Raw genomic sequence first — 16,388 nt, 5'->3', positions numbered from 1 at the left:
TTTGTTGAAATTTTCAATTCTCAATTATACATTTTACATTATTATAAAGTTCCTTTTGTACTTGGAAGGTTAAAATTTTGGTCGGTTTGAGCAACAGCATTTCTCAAAACTTTAGCAAAAGCTTTGAAAATGCTTTCAATTTTGTGGTGTTCATTTTCTCCTTCCACAGAAATATTCAAGTTACATTTTGCACTGTCAGAAAACGATTTGAAGAAATGATAAAACATTTCCGTAGGCAGTTCTCCAATTTTTTCACGCTTAAATTCTGCATTCCAAACCATCCAAGATCTTCCACCGAAATCAATCGCAACTTGCGCCAAACAATCGTCCATTGGCAAAACAAAAGCATATCTTTCGATGCCTTTTTTGCTTCCCAAAGCTTGTAAAAAACAATCTCCCAAAACGATGGCTGTATCTTCAATCGTGTGATGTTCGTCAACTTCTAAATCACCATCAACTTTTATAAATAAATCAAAATTTCCGTGTTTTGAAATTTGTTCTAACATGTGATCAAAGAACTTCAAACCTGTATCAATACTAGATTTTCCGCTTCCATCAAGATTTAATTCTACCGAAATATCAGTTTCTTTGGTTGTTCTTTTTACTTTGGCTTTTCTTGGAATTTGTTTAAGATATTGATAGATTTCGTCCCAACTTTTGGTGGTAAAAGTCGCTTCATCATTACTTTCATCTGAAATAAAAATAGATTTTGAACCTAAATTTTTCGCTAATTCCACATCGGTTTTTCTATCACCAATCACAAAAGAATTTTCTAAATCATAATTTCCGAAAATGTATTTTTGAAGCATTCCTGTTCTTGGTTTTCTGTTGGGTGAATTTTCGTGTTCGAAACTGTCATCTACACAAACTTCAGAGAAGAAAATCCCTTCATTTTCGAAAGCTTTCATCATTTTTTCCTGTGGTTTGATGAAATCTTCATACGGAAAACTCTCAGTTCCCAAACCGTCTTGATTGGTCACCATCACCAATTCGTAATCTAATTCTTTAGCGATTTTAACTAAATTCTGAAAAACTCTTGGATAAAATTCCAGTTTTTCTAACGAATCCACCTGAAAATCAATTGGTGGTTCTATAATTAAAGTTCCGTCTCTATCGATGAATAATACTTTTTTTTTCATTTTAATTTTTATAATTTTTGAGTGATTGTAATAGTTTTTGATTTTCTTCTTTTGAACCTACATTAATTCTCAATGCATTTTCAATTTGAGGATGTCTTAGACTGGTTAAGATATTCTGAGCGAGCAAAAATTCATATATTTCTATTGGATTTTTTACTTTGATTAAGAAAAAATTGGCTTCTGTAGGATAGATTTTTTTTACAAAATCCAATTCATTCAATTGAACTTTTAGAAACTCTCTTTCTGCTAAAATTTGTTCCAAATTTTCCTTAAAAATTTTTCCATCATTAAGTTGTTCCAAAGCTATTTTTTGGCTTAAAGAATTCACGTTATAAGGTCCTTTTATGGTATTCATCAAAGTAGCGATTTCTGTAGAAGCCGCGCCAATTCCAATTCTCAAACCTGCCATTCCATAAGCTTTAGAAAGGGTTTGTAGAACAATAAGATTTGGATATTTTGCTAACCAAGAAATCGCTGATTTTCTAGAAGAAAATTCTATGTAAGCCTCATCTAAAACCACAATTCCAGAGAAATTTTCAATGAAAAATTCTAAATCATCCACTTTATTTCCTGTAGGATTATTGGGTGAACAAAGAAATAAAACCTTCAAGTTTTCATTTTGAATTTTTTGTGAAAAATCTTCTTTATCAATTTGAAAATTTTCATCTAATTCTAAAGCATTAACTTTATTATCATTGATTTTAGCATAAAAAGAATACATTACAAACGATGGATTCATGACCAAAATTTCATCTTTTCTAGGCTCACAAAAAGCTTTGATAATCAAGTCTATCAATTCATCACTTCCGTTCCCGATGAAAAGATTCTCTGGGTTGATATTTTTAAGTTCACTTAATTTTTCCTTCAGTTTTTTTTGTGTAGAATCTGGATAACGATTGTACTCACCGAAAGGATTCTCGTTGGCTTCCAAAAAAACAGGTGCATCAAAATTTTGACTATCACGAAGCGAAGTATAGGGTTTTAAATTTCTAAGATTTTCTCTTACTAAATTTTCGAGTTTAAATTCCATTTTCTAAATTTTTTAAGCGTAATGTAACTGCATTTTTATGTGCAAAAAGCCCTTCTTCTGCTGCCATTTTTTCAATCGTTTTCCCAAGATTCTGAATTCCTTTTTCAGAAATTTTTTGAATGGTAATTTTCTTTACAAAACTGTCTAAAGAAACACCACTGTAAGCTCTTGCATTACCATTGGTAGGCAAAGTGTGATTGGTTCCGCTGGCATAATCTCCTGCACTTTCTGGCGTATAATTGCCTAAGAAAATAGAACCTGCATTGGTAATTTCTGATAAAATATTTTCAGGATTTTCGATGGAAAGAATCAAGTGTTCTGGAGCATATTCATTGCTAAATTCAATACATTCTTCAATGGAATTTAATAGGATAAAACTACTGTTTTCTAGAGCTTTCTCGGCGATATCTTTTCTAGGTAAATCTTGTAATTGAACTTCGGTTTCTTGTTTAACTTTTTCTAAAATTTCTTTGGAAGTCGTCAAGAAAACCACCTGAGAATCTGCTCCGTGTTCTGCCTGAGAAAGTAAATCTGCAGCTACAAAAATTGGATTTGCGGTTTCATCTGCCATCACCAAAACTTCACTCGGTCCAGCTGGCATATCAATAGCGATTCCTAATTTCTGAGCAAAAATCTTGGCTTCGGTTACAAATTGATTTCCTGGCCCGAAAATTTTATACACTTTCGGAACAGTTTCTGTACCTAAACTCATTGCAGCAATGGCTTGAGCTCCGCCAACTTTAAAAATTTTAGAAACTCCGCAAAGATTTGCCACATATAAAATAATAGGATTTATTTTTCCGTTTTTTTGAGGTGGCGAACAAAGAATAATCTCTTTACAACCCGCAATTTGTGCTGGAACCGCTAACATTAAAACTGTAGAAAAAAGTGGCGCTGTTCCTCCTGGAATGTATAAACCTACTTTATCAATCGCTCTGCTTTCTCGCCAACAAACGACTCCTTCTGTTGTTTCTATTTGTTGTGGAATTTCTTTTTGAGACTGGTGGAATTTTTCAATATTAGATTTTGCTGTATTGATGGCAATTTTCAGTTCTTCATCTACCAAACCGACAGCTTCTTCAATTTCTTGCTGAGAAACTTCAATGGCATCTAAAACTTGATTGTCAAATTTTTCAGCGTAAAATTTCAAAGCATTATCGCCTTCATTTTCTACTTTTTCGAAAATTCCTTTGATGAGATTTTCGATGTCATTTTTTTCAAAAACAGGTCTTTTGATAAGTCTGTTGAATGTATTTTTAGGAGGGAATTCTATTATGTTCATAATTAATTGTAAAGTCTTGAAGTTGTTCAGTCGTTGAGTAGTAAATTATAAAATCATTTTTTCGATTGGAATAATGAGAATTCCTTCTGCTCCTGCTTTTTTGAGTTGGTCTATTACTTCCCAGAATCTTTTTTCTTCAATCACAGAGTGTAAACTGCTCCAACCTTCTTCTACCAAAGGTACGATGGTAGGACTCTTCAACACTGGCAAAATGCTAGAAACTTCTTGAATTTTTTCATTAGGAACGTTCATCAAGATGTATTTGGTGTTTTTAGATTTCAAAACTGCCTGAATTCTGAACAAAAGTCTCTCTAAAATTTCTAATTTCTCAGCAGAAAGATTTTTATTTTTTGCCAAAACTGCCTCAGATTTCAAGATGGTTACGGTTTCTCTCAATCCATTTTTAAAAAGTGTACTTCCTGAGCTTACAATATCACAAATTCCGTCTGCTAATCCCATATTTGGAGCAATTTCTACGGAACCAGAAATCACGTGAATTTCTGCTTCAATATTGTTTTCTGCAAGGAAAGTTTTAACGGTATTTGGATAAGAAGTCGCTATTTTTTTGCCTTGAAAATACGTTACATCATCAGTTTCTACTTCTTTCGGAACAGCTAGAGAAACTCTACATTTAGAAAAACCTAATTTCTGTACAATTTCGATGTTTTTTTGTTTCTCAATAAGTAAATTTTCGCCAACGATGGCTACATCTACCACTCCATCTTCTACGTATTGTGGGATATCTGAATTTCTAAGAAAATATATTTCGATAGGGAAATTTTCTACTTGAACTTTTAATTGGTCTTTGCCATTATCATAAGAAATCCCGCAATCTTTGAGAAGTTTAATAGAATCTTCGAAAAGTCTTCCGCTTTTTTGAACTGCAATTTTAAGTGAACTCATTTTTTGATTTTATTTTTTTAAGCCTCGAGTTCTGCAGTAATGAAAAAGAAAAATCCGCCTGAAAAACTCAAGGCGGATTGTAAATATTTTATTAACTATAATACATGATACATTATCAACTCGCCTTTAGATGAGATGATGATGATGATGGATTAAGTTTAAATTTTTCATTTTTTGTCTAATTCTTTTGCAAATATAGAGATTTTTTTGAAAATGGAAATTATTTTTCAAATTTTTGAACGTAACAAATATCGTTCTGCGGAATTTTTGAATATTAGGCTAAAAAAGTATCTTTGTGACGAAATATAAAAAATATGAAAGCATCGGTAATTTTTAGTACCTATAATTCGGAAGAATGGCTAGAAAAAGTGATTTGGGGATTTAGCGTACAAACTACCAAAGATTTCGAAATTATTATTGCTGATGATGGCTCTAGAGAAGCCACAAAAAACTTGATTGAGAAATACAAAACTGAACTAGATATTCCTATTATTCATGTTTGGCAAGAAGACAATGGTTTTCAGAAATCACAGATTCTAAATAAAGCCATACTTGCTTCCAATACGGATTATTTGATTTTTACCGATGGAGATTGTATTCCCAGAAAAGATTTTGTAGAAACTCACCTTAACAATAGAGAATCGGGAAGATTTTTATCGGGAGGTTATTTCATGTTGCCCATGAATATTTCAAAACTCATCAGTAGAGAAGATATTATTTCTCAAAACTGTTTTGATGTGAAATGGTTAACCCAAAATGGGCTGAAAAAATCTTTTAAAAACAATAAATTGACAGCTAAAGCTTTCAAAGCGAAACTTCTCAATTTTTTAACACCTACTAAACCTTCTTGGAATGGTCATAACGCTTCTGGATGGAAAAAAGATTTAGTAAAAATTAATGGTTTCAACCAAGAAATGCAATATGGCGGACAAGACCGAGAATTAGGAGAAAGGCTAGAAAATCTTGGAGTTAAGGGAAAACAAATAAGATACAGCGCAATTTGCGTGCATCTAGACCATGCAAGAGGTTATGTAAATCCTGAAACTTGGGCAAAAAACAATGCCATCAGAAAAAACACAAGAGACCAAAAACTGACTTGGACTGAACAAGGAATCACCACCAATTTATAAGTATGAAATCGTCATAATTAGCAAATACAAACGCTAATGAAGAATCAGCGATTGCATATGACCTTTAAAAACAATAAATAACTACATATGAAATCAGCACTTATTATTTCTGTATATAAAAACACTGCCGATTTAGCCATCGTTTTAAAATCTTTAGAACAGCAAAGTGTTTCTGACTTTATAACTGTGATTTCCGAGGATGGAAACAGTACAGAAATGGCTGATTTTGTAAAAAACTACAGTGGAAAGTTAGATTTAATTCACTTAACTCAAGAAGATCTAGGTTGGCAAAAAAATAAAGCACTCAACAATACCATTAGAACAATAGATGCTGATTACTTTATTTTTATAGATGGTGATTGCGTTTTACACCCAAATTTTATAGAAAATCACTTAAAATTTGCTCGAGAAGATAGAATTTTAGCAGGTAAAAGAATCAAGCTCGGTCCTAACTATTCTGACCAATTAAGAAACGCAAAAACGGTTTCTGAATTTGCAAAAGTAATTCTCCCCGAGATAAAATCCATCAAAAAAGATGGTGCAAAATTCTATGAAGAAGGAATTTATATTTCACCAAAATCTATATTTTCTTTCATTGCGTACCTTAGAAAAATGAGCCAAATAAAAGGTTGTAATTTTTCTTGTTACAAGTCAGCATTGGAAAAAATTAATGGTTTTAATGAAGATTATGTTTTGCCCGCAATTGGTGAAGACATTGACTTAACTTGGCGTTTTGAGGGAATGGGTTACCACTTATATTCGCTTAGAAATTTTGCAGTACAATATCACCTTTATCACAAAGAAAATTGGAGCGACCAAAGTGTGAATGAAGCCATTATGAAAGAAAATCAAAGTCTAAAAAGATACATTACGCTTAATGGATTGAAAAAATTAGAAGAAAATTAATAAACCATCGTCATCAGAAAAATCTAATTTATTTTTAAACGCAAAGATTAATTGCATAAAACAAAAATAATCAAGAAAGCAAAGTTAAAATTCGCTAGCGAATTGATGAAGCTAAGAGTTTTAGATTGAAAAAAAATAAAGTAAATAATTGAAATTCTTTGTGTTTTATGAATAAAAGACAACAATTTATAAATAAAAAATCTACTCGTAAAGAGTAGATTTTTTTTATGAGTTAAGACCTAAAAATCTTTTGATTTTATATTTCCATAAGTCTTTGGCAATATTGGTTTTATGTTTCCCAAGAAGATATACGTAATCATTTTTCTTTCTGATGTCTCCTGGAATTACATTGTATTTAAAATGATGTTTCCACGCGACATAATTGAAACTCAATTGGTCTCTTTTAGAAAAATTCTTCACAAAATACCACCATTCTTCCATGACTTTGATGAGCTTTTCGTCATAATGTTTTCTTACTAACACTCCACCAGAAATAAGACCATTGTTTTCAGGATAGTTTTCAGATTTTAGGAAATCAATATGTTTTTTGATGACTTCTAAATCGTCTTTTACCTTATTTTCTGTTTCGGCTAATGCTACGATGGCTTCATATTCTTGATAAACGCAATTTCTAGGGTCCATAATGGTTTGATTATGATCAAAACAGGCCATGGAAACCTCTTCATTCAAGAAATTTTTAATCAATAACTGTGGATTTTTTTTAATAATAAAATTACCATCAATATAAATGCTATATTGATAATCCTGCAAATGAAGATGCGGTAAAATTTTGTAGAATCTGTTATTTCGGGTATTGTCGTCGCCAACTGGCGGTTTTGGAACCACTACCACCTTCCAAGTAGAAGATGATAGATTACGGTCTGTAAAACAAACGTAATCTACATTTTCAAATTGGGGTTGTTCAATAAGCTCATTATACCCTCCAAAAATAGCAGTGTATACTACGATTTTCTCCATTTATACCGCTACATTATTTTCTCTTAAAGCATCGTTTAGAGAGGTTTTCTTATCTGTAGATTCTTTTCTTTTACCGATAATTAAAGCACAAGGAACTTGGAATTCGCCTGCAGGGAATTGCTTCGTATAACTTCCCGGAATCACCACAGAACGTGCAGGAACTCTTCCTTTCAATTCTACTGGAGTATCACCTGTTACGTCTATAATTTTAGTAGAAGCTGTAAGCACTACGTTTGCACCTAAAACAGCTTCTTTTTCTACATGAACTCCTTCTACCACAATACATCTAGAACCCACGAAACAATCATCTTCAATGATTACTGGAGCTGCTTGTAATGGTTCGAGAACTCCACCAATTCCTACTCCACCGCTTAAGTGAACGTTTTTACCAATTTGAGCACAAGAACCAACCGTTGCCCAAGTATCTACCATAGTTCCGGAATCTACATACGCACCAATATTTACATAAGAAGGCATTAAGATTACTCCCGGAGAAATGTAAGCCCCTTCTCTAGCCACAGCATGAGGAACCACTCTCACTCCTTTTTCTGCATAATTTTTCTTCAAAGGAATTTTATCATGGAATTCAAAAGGACCTACTTCTATGGTTTCCATTTTCTGAATAGGGAAATACATTACTACTGCTTTTTTCACCCATTCGTTTACTTGCCAACCGTTTTCTGTAGGTTCAGCAACACGCAATTCGCCTTTATCTAAAAGAGCGATTACTTCTCTAATGGCAGTTTTACTCTCTTCTTTTTGTAATAAATCTCTGTTATCCCAAATGTTCTCAATGGTTTGTTGTAAAGACATAATTATTTTAATTTTTTAGTTAAAATTGAAAATTCTCCAGCAATTCAGCCTCTGGAAAATACTCTGCAAAGGTATTAGATAATTTTGAATTTTTAAATTTTATTAGACTATAACTGCCATCGTAAGCATAAATCTCTATTTCGGCGTCATCTCTTAAAAAATCATTATACCAAATTTCCGGATTTCCTTCTACATAAGGCAAATTTTCTAAGTCTAAGACAATCTCTTTATCCTTTGGGATTGCTGCAAAATATCCATAATTGAACTTGATATCTTTTTGGGCTAATTCTAAAAAATTTTCAGCATCAAATATTTCATAATTGCTGGAAAAATTCTGAATCGGCAAGTCTTTTTCAGGAGAGAGGAAAAGGTAGTCTGTTATTAAAAACTGATACTCTTTCAGTTCACTTTCTATAGGTTTTAAGAGTGAACCTAAATGTGTATGGTAAGTTAAATTTTTAAGTTTTTGGATAATATAATTCATTATTTAGAGTACTCTTTTGGCAAAGAGAAAAGCTTTGTTCCAATATTTTTCGTTCAGCGAAGATACAATTACTCCTTTAGAAGTAGAAGCATGAATGAAGGTAATTTCTCCTCTGTTTTTAATCTCTTTTACAATGCCAACATGCGAAACTGCTCCATTACCATTGGTCGCAAAAAATAACAAATCCCCGGGTTTTGCTTCCCAAATTTCTATTTTTTTTCCTTGTTGTGCTTGGTCTATGGAACGTCTTGGCATTTTCACCTTGTTTTCATTGTATACATTAATGACCAACCCGCTGCAATCTAGTCCAGACTTGCTAGTTCCGCCCAGTTTATAAGGAGCTCCTAAGAAATCTTCGGCATCATTTAGGATTTTTTTGACTTGATATGAATTTTGACCTTCAAATTTGGAGGTTAGGTTTCTAAGGTTCTCTGTGGAAGTGTTAGGTTTGTGAGACACCGTTTTGCGGGAGCCACAAGAAATTACCGTGAGTATGAGTACAATTAGAAAAAATATTCTTTTATTCATGATTCAGTTTTCCCTCTTTTTTAGAAGTTACAGCGTTTTATTCATTATTGGAATTCATCGCTTATAACACCCTTTATTTACTACTTTTATACAAATATAACATTAATTATTTATATATAAACTATACTATAACTATACTATAACTATATATTAAAGTTGTGCATGTCATGACGATTCCTTACTTTTGATATTCATTTGATTAACCCATGGCGAGATACAAGAGCATTTTACAATTTCAGGGGTCTATAGATGGTTTGGTTTTTTATGAACTAAACGGCGTTTCTGTAGTGCGCAAGAAAAGTGGTTTTAATCGAGATAATTTTAAAACTAAGGAAAATTATGCTCGAGTAAGAGAAAACAGCAGTGAGTTTGGGCATTGTTCTAAAACGGGGAAAATGCTCAGAAATGCCATTTATCCTTACTATAAAAAGTGTGGCGACCGATATCTGTATCAGAAATTTGCCCAATTGATGACCGCGATTAAAGATTTGGACAACGTTTCTGAACGTGGAAAAAGGACTGTTTACCAAGGTTTGAAAACCACAGAAGGGAAAAAATTACTATCTTCTTTTGTATTTGGGAAGATTCCTTCGGCGAAGGATTTTATTAAAAAAACAAGCTATGATGAGGGGATTTCTGTAGAGCTCAATACGCCACTTACTCTACCCACTCTGCATTTAGTTTCTATTTTACCGAATTACGAAAGTTACCATTTTGAGATTCAAGAGCAAAAAGTTAGTGTTGACAATGGTATTTTCACTTTTGATTCCTATTTCCAAGAGGAGGAAACTTTGCAGTTTGTTGCTATTTATGAGGGTGAGGAGATTCTTGGGATGGGGTTTCTTGGGTAATTGTTTTTATACGCAAAGATTTTTTTATTCTCATTATGTTTTTAAGGGAGCAAAGTTGGCGAAATTCATTCGCTTTCAAGCGGGGTGAAAATTGATGTGGTGATGTGGTGATGTGATGATGCGATGATGTGAAGTCGTAAATTTGTAAATTTGCGAAATCGTGAAGTTATGAAGTTGTGAAATTGCGAAATCGTGAAGTTATGAAGTTGTGAAATTGAAATCTTTTACTGGATAAAAAGATTCTGCACTAGGCTACGCTTCGTTCAGAATGACAGAGTTCTGTTTTGTAGTCACGGATTAAAAATCTGCGCCATCGGATTATACTTCATTAAGTTTTACTTCGTTTTCGTTTATGCCATTTAGGTCCATAATCGTAAAAATAGTTTCTTCGGTTTTTCTACAAAGTTTTACCATTTTTTGAACGTTTACATCTTCCATATCTTCAAAATGATTTAAGGAAAAAGAATAAATGTCTCCTTGGTCAAAAGCTTCTTTTAAATGACTAAATTCATTAGACATTGCAAGATTTAAAATTTGCTCAAAGATGATATTTCTAGCTTCAATTAAATTGTTGATTGTTTCAATTATTTGTTCTCGATATGTTGGCTCCATAATTATTCTCCTTTAAAAAATGCAAGTTCTAAAGCTCGATATTCGCTAATTTCATAACCAACTTTTTGTTTAATCAAGTTGAAAAAAGTATCAAAAGCTTTTTCGTTTTTTAAATTTTCGATAAAATCAAGATATTCAAGATAAGTTTTTGGCTTTTCTAGTTTGTATTTATGAGGTTCTTCGTTGTTTAGAAATCGAAAAACTCGGCTATCCCAAATTGCGTATTGTTTTGGATTGATAAAATGTAATAATTTTGAAGTTCCAACAAGTGAATTGTTGAAAGAACTTTTCAAAGTTCCAAGTTGCTCTTCGTTTATTCTTTGTCCGTTTTTTACTTCGTTTAAAGTTGAAAGAATTTTTTCAGGATTTTCGAGTTTGATTGATTTTAAAATTGTCGGCATCCAAGAGTAAGTAAAACTTATTCCGATGATTAAATTCTCTAAATTTATATTTTCTAAATTTTTGAAATAATTCAAAAAGTGAGGGTATGACAGAAGATAATTTTCTTTAGTCGAGTCGATATTGTTTGCAATTTTAGTCAGTTGCTCAATAATTTCTTGGTTGGATTTTTCAGATATTTTCATATTGTGGGTTCTGTTCGGAAAGCATATTAGCTATAATGGTTCGGAGGATTTGTGAAATATCACGGAGGAAGTTTGCTTCCGTTCGTGGGATTAAAAATCTGCGCTATCGGGTTTGTTTTTTATTTAATTCTAAATAATTATCTACATAATTTTCATACATGCTTTTTAATTTTTCACTTTCATTTGAAAAATAATTAACAGCTTCTTCACACGATTTTATATGTTTTTTCAGCGCTATATTGTTTAATATGAGTTTCGTTGTAAAATATATTGATAAAACTAAAATAATTACAAAATTTAAAAGAATTATTTCTTTATTAACTTCAAAAAAAAGTTCGTCATTAATAGATTTCATTAAGTAGTATACCAAAGAAATTATTGCAATTATATTTAACGCTGATAACATATAAGTTGCTATTTCATTTTTTTGAATGCTAAATAAGTCGTTTTTCAATTCATTAAATTGCTGTTGTTTAGTATTTATTCTTTGGATTTTAAATAGTTTGTAGTTTCTTAATTCTTCGTTGATTTTTTCAATTTCAGTCATCCGTTTTCAATTTTAAAGTTTTTTTGGAAATTGCACATCACTCAAATAGACGTATAAATGTGATACTCTTATATTTATTGAAATATCCGTTTTAAAAAGATTGTATGTGCTTGTGTTTTTCTTTATTTGAGTTTCTGTTTATTAGTTTCTAACAAATTTATATAAAATAAATGAAATAAGATATAGAAAGTCACGGATTAGAAATCCGCGCCAACAGATAATTGTTTTAAACACAAAGTTTTTTTTATTCTCATTATGTTTTAAGGAAGCAAAGTTGGCGAAATTCATTCGCTTTGAAGCGGGGTGGAAATTGATGTGATGATGTGGTGATGTGATGATGTGGTTATGTGGTGATGAGATGGAAGCCACGGATTAAAAATATGAGGCATTGGGTTTTATGCAAAAACTACAGCTCCAATAGACAATGCCACTTTAACAGACACAATTTTCTTTTCCCCAACCCTAAAGGGTGGAAAATTGTTTATAGTTAGTTGTGAATTCTGATTTTTTACACGCAAAGATTTTTTTATATCCTTTATGTTTTTAAGGGAGCAAAGTTGGCGAAATTCATTCGCTATGAAGCGGGGTGGAAATTGATGTGGGATGAGGTACGAGATACGAGTATTTCTATCACAAAGTGCACGGAGATGGGGTGAAATGATTGTGTTTTTGAGCGCACTGAGGAACATTGGAAATTGTGAAGATGTGAAGTTGAAATATTTTTCTTTATGAAGAGATTCTTCACTATGCTGTGCTTCGTTCAGAAAGACACGGTTCTGTTTTTTACTTACGATTAGGAATCTGAATTATTTTAAACGCAAAGATTTTAAACTTAAAACAATGTTATTAAGAGAGCAAAGTGGGAATTCGCTAGCGAATTGATGAAGCGTGTGTTTTAAAATGTTTTTTCCGAACGGATTTATTTGTGTTGTGGCTTCGACAGGCTCAGCCAGCGATTGTGGAAAATTTATAGGTTTAGGAAATAAAATGAGCTCCCTTTAGGGCTGGGGTAATCTCATTTTATTATCCTTTTTAAATTTTTCTTTCCCCAACCCTGACTTCGACTACGCTCAGTCATCGAGGTGGAAAATTATTTTTTTTAAGTTCCACAAAAAAACAAAAAGGCTTACTGAAATTCAGTGAGCCTTTTTTGGATTTATAAAAAAGTAAGGGGGTTTAATTGTTTTTTTTCCTTAAGGTGTTAAAGATGATTAGAATGGAGATTAAAATGAGTAAAGAGATTCCAAATAAAAATTCATTGGCAAAAGGAATCGCTACATATTTTATCGAGAAAATGCCCATTAATCCCAATAAAAATTCATTCAGAAAAACGCTTAACAGAAAATATTTTAATCCAGTATTTAATCTTGGGCTTGTTTTAAAATTTTGAATCACTTGACTCAACAAAAAAGTTGCAACACACATCAGTAAAATCAAGTGTAAATACGCAATCACCACGTTTCTAAAACCGAACGCAAATTGAGAAACCGCAGGAATAACAGAACCCAATTGCAATAAAATTTTCACTACAAAAGCAAAGCCTACATAGATGAAAACAAATCTTTGCAAAGGATTGGTCGTGGTTTTTATCTTTGGCCATTGATTTTTTATCCATTTAAAAAAGAGAAAAACTCCGTAAGTTTGAACAAGCGTTGCCAAAACAATGACTAGATAAATCCAAACAGGAAGTTTCAACCATAAAACCGATAAACCGAAGCCTATGAAACATCCTATGAACAACAACCAAAATATCATTTTGCTTTCTGTTGAACTGATTAGAATTCCTTTTTCTTTCAGGTGATAAAAGAGCAATCCTAGACATGAAAAAATAAAAAATCCGTTGTACTGAAAATGCAGATAAAAATAGGTAGACGCTAAATATAATTCCTGAACCACGTTTTTAGTCGCCATCATATAACTCAATGTAAAAACGCCTAATGATGACAATACCGCAAAGAAAAAAGCCGCTAAAAACCAAATTTTGGAAGTTTCCTGAAGGTTTTTAAGGTCTCTGTGCAAGAAAAAATAGTACACAAAACTATTCAGTAAAGCGATGGTAGAAAAAATGATGGACAGCCAAAAATATCCTGCATAGAGAAAACTCAACAGCATTCCGTAAGAAGCGAAAAAATTAATCCCAATCAATATTTGGTATTTTTTCATCTGAATTCCTTCTACCGTTTTGCTTAAATATTGCGCTACTAAAATGTAAATGCACGAAGTGATGAAGCCGTAAAAAGCAAAATGAGAATGGGCTTCTTGCAGATGTTTTTGTTCTACAAAAGGCAAAGAAAACGCAATTTTATAGCGCATCAATACGCCTAAAATCGCAACGATTACAAAACTGAAAATAGAAAACTTAAGTAAGAATGCTTGATTTTTCATGCCCTAAAATTAGAGAAATTAAAACGCTCATTCTATGACTGTAATCACAGCGGCTAGAAATAAATTTTACCATTTCTGATTTCTAACTTGCCATCTCTTTCCATTTTTTTTACGGTTCTGATGATGGTTTCGGTTCTGAGTCCCGTCATATTCGAAAGTTCTTTTCGGGTAATATCAATCAGGATTTTTTCTTCGCCACAGCTTTTTTGCTTTTTATAATCGCAGAGTTGGCTGAAAATTCTGTTCTCAGGATTCAGGAACACAATATTTTTAATAGAATTACTTTTTCTGATGGATTTTTCGGCAATAGACTTGGTAAATTCTATGAGTAAATCGGGTTTTTGTTTGAGATAATTGAGGAAATCATCTTTGTTGATTTTGTAAACTTCTGCACATTCTGAAGTCACCACTACATTTCCCGGAAAAGGCTTCCCTAAAAGAACAGCTGGCTCCCCGAAGAAACTTTGGTCAAACACTTTGTGTTGCAAAAATTCTTTTCCTTCTTCGGTAAAGTGAAAGACAGAAAGTTCTCCTTTTACCAAATAATAAAACGAATTCGAATAACTTCCTTCACTGTGAATAAGGTCGTCTTTTTTGTATTTTTTTAACTCAGCATTTGTGTTAAAACTAAATTCTTGATCTATAATAAAACTCATCTCAAACCATTTTAACTTTTTGCAATTTACAAAATATAAATTACCTTTACTAAAGAATTTTAAAAAGACCGTAACAGTCTTATTCCGAGATAAAAAAGCGCTCAATTCTTAAAATTGAACGCCTTTTTAACAAAAATTTCAAAACATTTTCTATCTCCAACCGCCTCCTAAAGCACGGTATAATTCTACTCCTGCTTGTAATTTTGAATATTGAGCATTGGCAATATTGATTTCTGCATTCAATTTATTCACGTTGGCATTCAGCACTTCTAAATAATTTGCCATTCCGTAATTCACCAATTCCTGAGAAAACTCTACGGATTTATCATACGCTGATAATTCTTTTTTCTTAAATGCGATAAATTGGTCTTGAGCATTATACATTTTCAACGCATCTGAAACTTCATTTCCCGCATTCAGAATGGTTTTTCTAAAATTCAGATAAGCTCTTTCTTGGTTGGCCAAACTTACTTCGTAATTGGTTCTGATTTGTCTTTTATTCAAAATCGGTTGAGCCAATCCTACCAAAACATTGGCAAAAACAGAATTTCCACTGAATAACTTGTCAATATCTACCGATTGTACTCCTGTACTTCCTGTGATTCTAAGACTAGGATAAAACTGTGCTTTCGCAGCATTGGTGAGTTCAAAAGCATTGATGAGGTTAAATTCTGCCTGTTTCACATCTGGACGATTCGCCAAAAGCGCACTAGGATAACCTAAATCCGTATTGAGCGCAAAATTCTGTGTACTGAGGGATGTTCTTTCGATTTCGTGAGAAGGTTCTCCCATTAACAAAGAAATGGTATTTTCTAACATCTGAATTTGAACCTCTAAAGTCACTAAAGAAGCTTCGGCATTATACACCAACGCTTCACTTTGTTGAACCGCCACTTCCGAAACTATTCCCGCATCTTTTAATGCTTTAGTGGTTTCTAAATTCTTTTTTCGAATTTCTATGGTATTGCTGAAAATTTTCTTCTGTTCATCAAAAGTCAACAGTTGATAATACGCCGTGGCAATAGAAGCCACCAAATTGCTCTTTACATTTTGATGCGCTGCAACAGAACTCAGATAGGCTGCATATTGCGCTTTTTCCTGTCTTTTTAATTTTCCCCAAAGGTCTAGTTCCCAACCAAGGTTTGCCGTAATATCAAATTGATTGATGTATCTTCTTTCTCCTACAATTTGTCCGAACTGAGTGTTCAGCGACGAGGTATTAAAAGAATAATCAGGTCCCACAGAAATGGTGGGTTGATACGCTGCTTTTGACTGTTTTAGATACGCTTCTGCGCTTGCAATATTTTGCAAAGCCATTCTGATGTCTAGATTATTTTCTAAAGCTTTGGCGATGTGTTTTTGCAAAACAGCATCGGTAAAAATTTCTTTCCAAGAGAGATTTGCCATGCTTAGACTGTCTTTTGGCAAAGCATCAGTTCTGAAAAGCTTTTCGTCTACCACATCGTTAGCTCTTTGGTAATTCTGTCTGGTGTGACAAGAAATCACCAAAAAACTCACGAAAAATATAAGAATGATTTTATGGATTGTTACTTTCATAAA

General features: G+C 32.6%; 17 protein-coding genes. 3 read left to right on the top strand and 14 right to left on the bottom strand.

Features of this window, described 5'->3' with window-relative positions; all coding sequences use genetic code 11:
* Nucleotides 1-41 precede the first annotated feature (41 nt).
* From hisB to hisG, 4 genes are read right to left on the bottom strand one after another with little or no spacing between them, the layout of a single operon-like run.
* A complete protein-coding gene (hisB, locus tag KKQ76_RS03455) occupies nucleotides 42-1,139 on the bottom strand; it encodes a bifunctional histidinol-phosphatase/imidazoleglycerol-phosphate dehydratase HisB (protein WP_213195837.1) in 1,098 nt (365 codons plus the stop codon).
* A 1-nt stretch (nucleotide 1,140) separates the two neighbouring features.
* A complete protein-coding gene (gene hisC / locus KKQ76_RS03450) occupies nucleotides 1,141-2,169 on the bottom strand; it encodes a histidinol-phosphate transaminase (protein WP_213195836.1) in 1,029 nt (342 codons plus the stop codon).
* Nucleotides 2,159-3,451, bottom strand: coding sequence for a histidinol dehydrogenase (gene hisD, locus KKQ76_RS03445; protein ID WP_213195835.1), 1,293 nt, complete (start codon nucleotides 3,449-3,451; stop codon nucleotides 2,159-2,161). Before hisD ends, hisC begins: the two co-directional genes overlap by 11 nt.
* A 45-nt stretch (nucleotides 3,452-3,496) precedes the next feature.
* Nucleotides 3,497-4,354: an ATP phosphoribosyltransferase gene (hisG, locus tag KKQ76_RS03440; RefSeq protein ID WP_213195834.1), complete on the bottom strand. Its 858-nt coding sequence runs from the start codon at nucleotides 4,352-4,354 to the stop codon at nucleotides 3,497-3,499.
* 314 nt (nucleotides 4,355-4,668) lie between these two features.
* Between hisG and KKQ76_RS03435 the strand changes: the two genes are divergently transcribed.
* Nucleotides 4,669-5,484 carry a glycosyltransferase family 2 protein gene (locus tag KKQ76_RS03435; RefSeq protein ID WP_213195833.1) on the top strand — a complete coding sequence of 272 codons (816 nt, stop codon included), beginning with the start codon at nucleotides 4,669-4,671 and terminating at the stop codon, nucleotides 5,482-5,484.
* An 87-nt stretch (nucleotides 5,485-5,571) separates the two neighbouring features.
* Nucleotides 5,572-6,390, top strand: a complete 819-nt coding sequence (locus KKQ76_RS03430; RefSeq protein ID WP_213195832.1) for a glycosyltransferase — start codon at nucleotides 5,572-5,574, stop codon at nucleotides 6,388-6,390.
* Between the two features lie 225 nt (nucleotides 6,391-6,615).
* Here KKQ76_RS03430 and KKQ76_RS03425 read toward each other — a convergent pair whose 3' ends face one another.
* From KKQ76_RS03425 to KKQ76_RS03410, 4 genes are read right to left on the bottom strand one after another with little or no spacing between them, the layout of a single operon-like run.
* Nucleotides 6,616-7,368 carry a glycosyltransferase domain-containing protein gene (locus KKQ76_RS03425; RefSeq protein ID WP_213195831.1) on the bottom strand — a complete coding sequence of 251 codons (753 nt, stop codon included), beginning with the start codon at nucleotides 7,366-7,368 and terminating at the stop codon, nucleotides 6,616-6,618.
* Nucleotides 7,369-8,181: a 2,3,4,5-tetrahydropyridine-2,6-dicarboxylate N-succinyltransferase gene (locus KKQ76_RS03420; protein ID WP_069799122.1), complete on the bottom strand. Its 813-nt coding sequence runs from the start codon at nucleotides 8,179-8,181 to the stop codon at nucleotides 7,369-7,371.
* Nucleotides 8,182-8,200: 19 nt separating this feature from the next.
* Nucleotides 8,201-8,665 (bottom strand): hypothetical protein, encoded by a 465-nt coding sequence (locus tag KKQ76_RS03415; protein WP_213195830.1) that lies wholly within the window; start codon nucleotides 8,663-8,665, stop codon nucleotides 8,201-8,203.
* A gap of 3 nt (nucleotides 8,666-8,668) precedes the next feature.
* Nucleotides 8,669-9,193, bottom strand: coding sequence for a C40 family peptidase (locus KKQ76_RS03410; protein WP_213195829.1), 525 nt, complete (start codon nucleotides 9,191-9,193; stop codon nucleotides 8,669-8,671).
* 206 nt (nucleotides 9,194-9,399) lie between these two features.
* Here KKQ76_RS03410 and KKQ76_RS03405 point away from each other — a divergent pair, with 206 nt between their 5' ends.
* A complete protein-coding gene (locus KKQ76_RS03405; protein WP_213195828.1) occupies nucleotides 9,400-10,044 on the top strand; it encodes a hypothetical protein in 645 nt (214 codons plus the stop codon).
* 318 nt (nucleotides 10,045-10,362) lie between these two features.
* Here the strand turns inward: KKQ76_RS03405 and KKQ76_RS03400 are convergent, their stop codons facing one another.
* The 6 genes from KKQ76_RS03400 to KKQ76_RS03375 form a co-directional block, all read right to left on the bottom strand.
* Nucleotides 10,363-10,656 carry a hypothetical protein gene (locus KKQ76_RS03400; RefSeq protein WP_213195827.1) on the bottom strand — a complete coding sequence of 98 codons (294 nt, stop codon included), beginning with the start codon at nucleotides 10,654-10,656 and terminating at the stop codon, nucleotides 10,363-10,365.
* 2 nt (nucleotides 10,657-10,658) lie between these two features.
* Nucleotides 10,659-11,240 (bottom strand): hypothetical protein, encoded by a 582-nt coding sequence (locus tag KKQ76_RS03395; protein ID WP_213195826.1) that lies wholly within the window; start codon nucleotides 11,238-11,240, stop codon nucleotides 10,659-10,661.
* A gap of 103 nt (nucleotides 11,241-11,343) precedes the next feature.
* Nucleotides 11,344-11,787, bottom strand: a complete 444-nt coding sequence (locus tag KKQ76_RS03390; protein ID WP_213195825.1) for a hypothetical protein — start codon at nucleotides 11,785-11,787, stop codon at nucleotides 11,344-11,346.
* A gap of 1,176 nt (nucleotides 11,788-12,963) precedes the next feature.
* On the bottom strand, nucleotides 12,964-14,172 hold the full coding sequence (locus KKQ76_RS03385; RefSeq protein ID WP_213195824.1) for a hypothetical protein: 1,209 nt from the start codon (nucleotides 14,170-14,172) through the stop codon (nucleotides 12,964-12,966).
* 53 nt (nucleotides 14,173-14,225) lie between these two features.
* Nucleotides 14,226-14,828, bottom strand: a complete 603-nt coding sequence (locus tag KKQ76_RS03380) for a Crp/Fnr family transcriptional regulator (protein WP_213195823.1) — start codon at nucleotides 14,826-14,828, stop codon at nucleotides 14,226-14,228.
* Between the two features lie 150 nt (nucleotides 14,829-14,978).
* Nucleotides 14,979-16,385 (bottom strand): TolC family protein, encoded by a 1,407-nt coding sequence (locus tag KKQ76_RS03375; protein ID WP_213195822.1) that lies wholly within the window; start codon nucleotides 16,383-16,385, stop codon nucleotides 14,979-14,981.
* Nucleotides 16,386-16,388 lie beyond the last annotated feature (3 nt).

The sequence above is a fragment of the Cloacibacterium caeni genome (assembly GCF_907163105.1).
Taxonomy (GTDB): domain Bacteria; phylum Bacteroidota; class Bacteroidia; order Flavobacteriales; family Weeksellaceae; genus Cloacibacterium; species Cloacibacterium caeni_A.
Note: the sequence above shows the minus strand (reverse complement) of the source record. Positions and strands in the feature narration are given on the sequence as shown.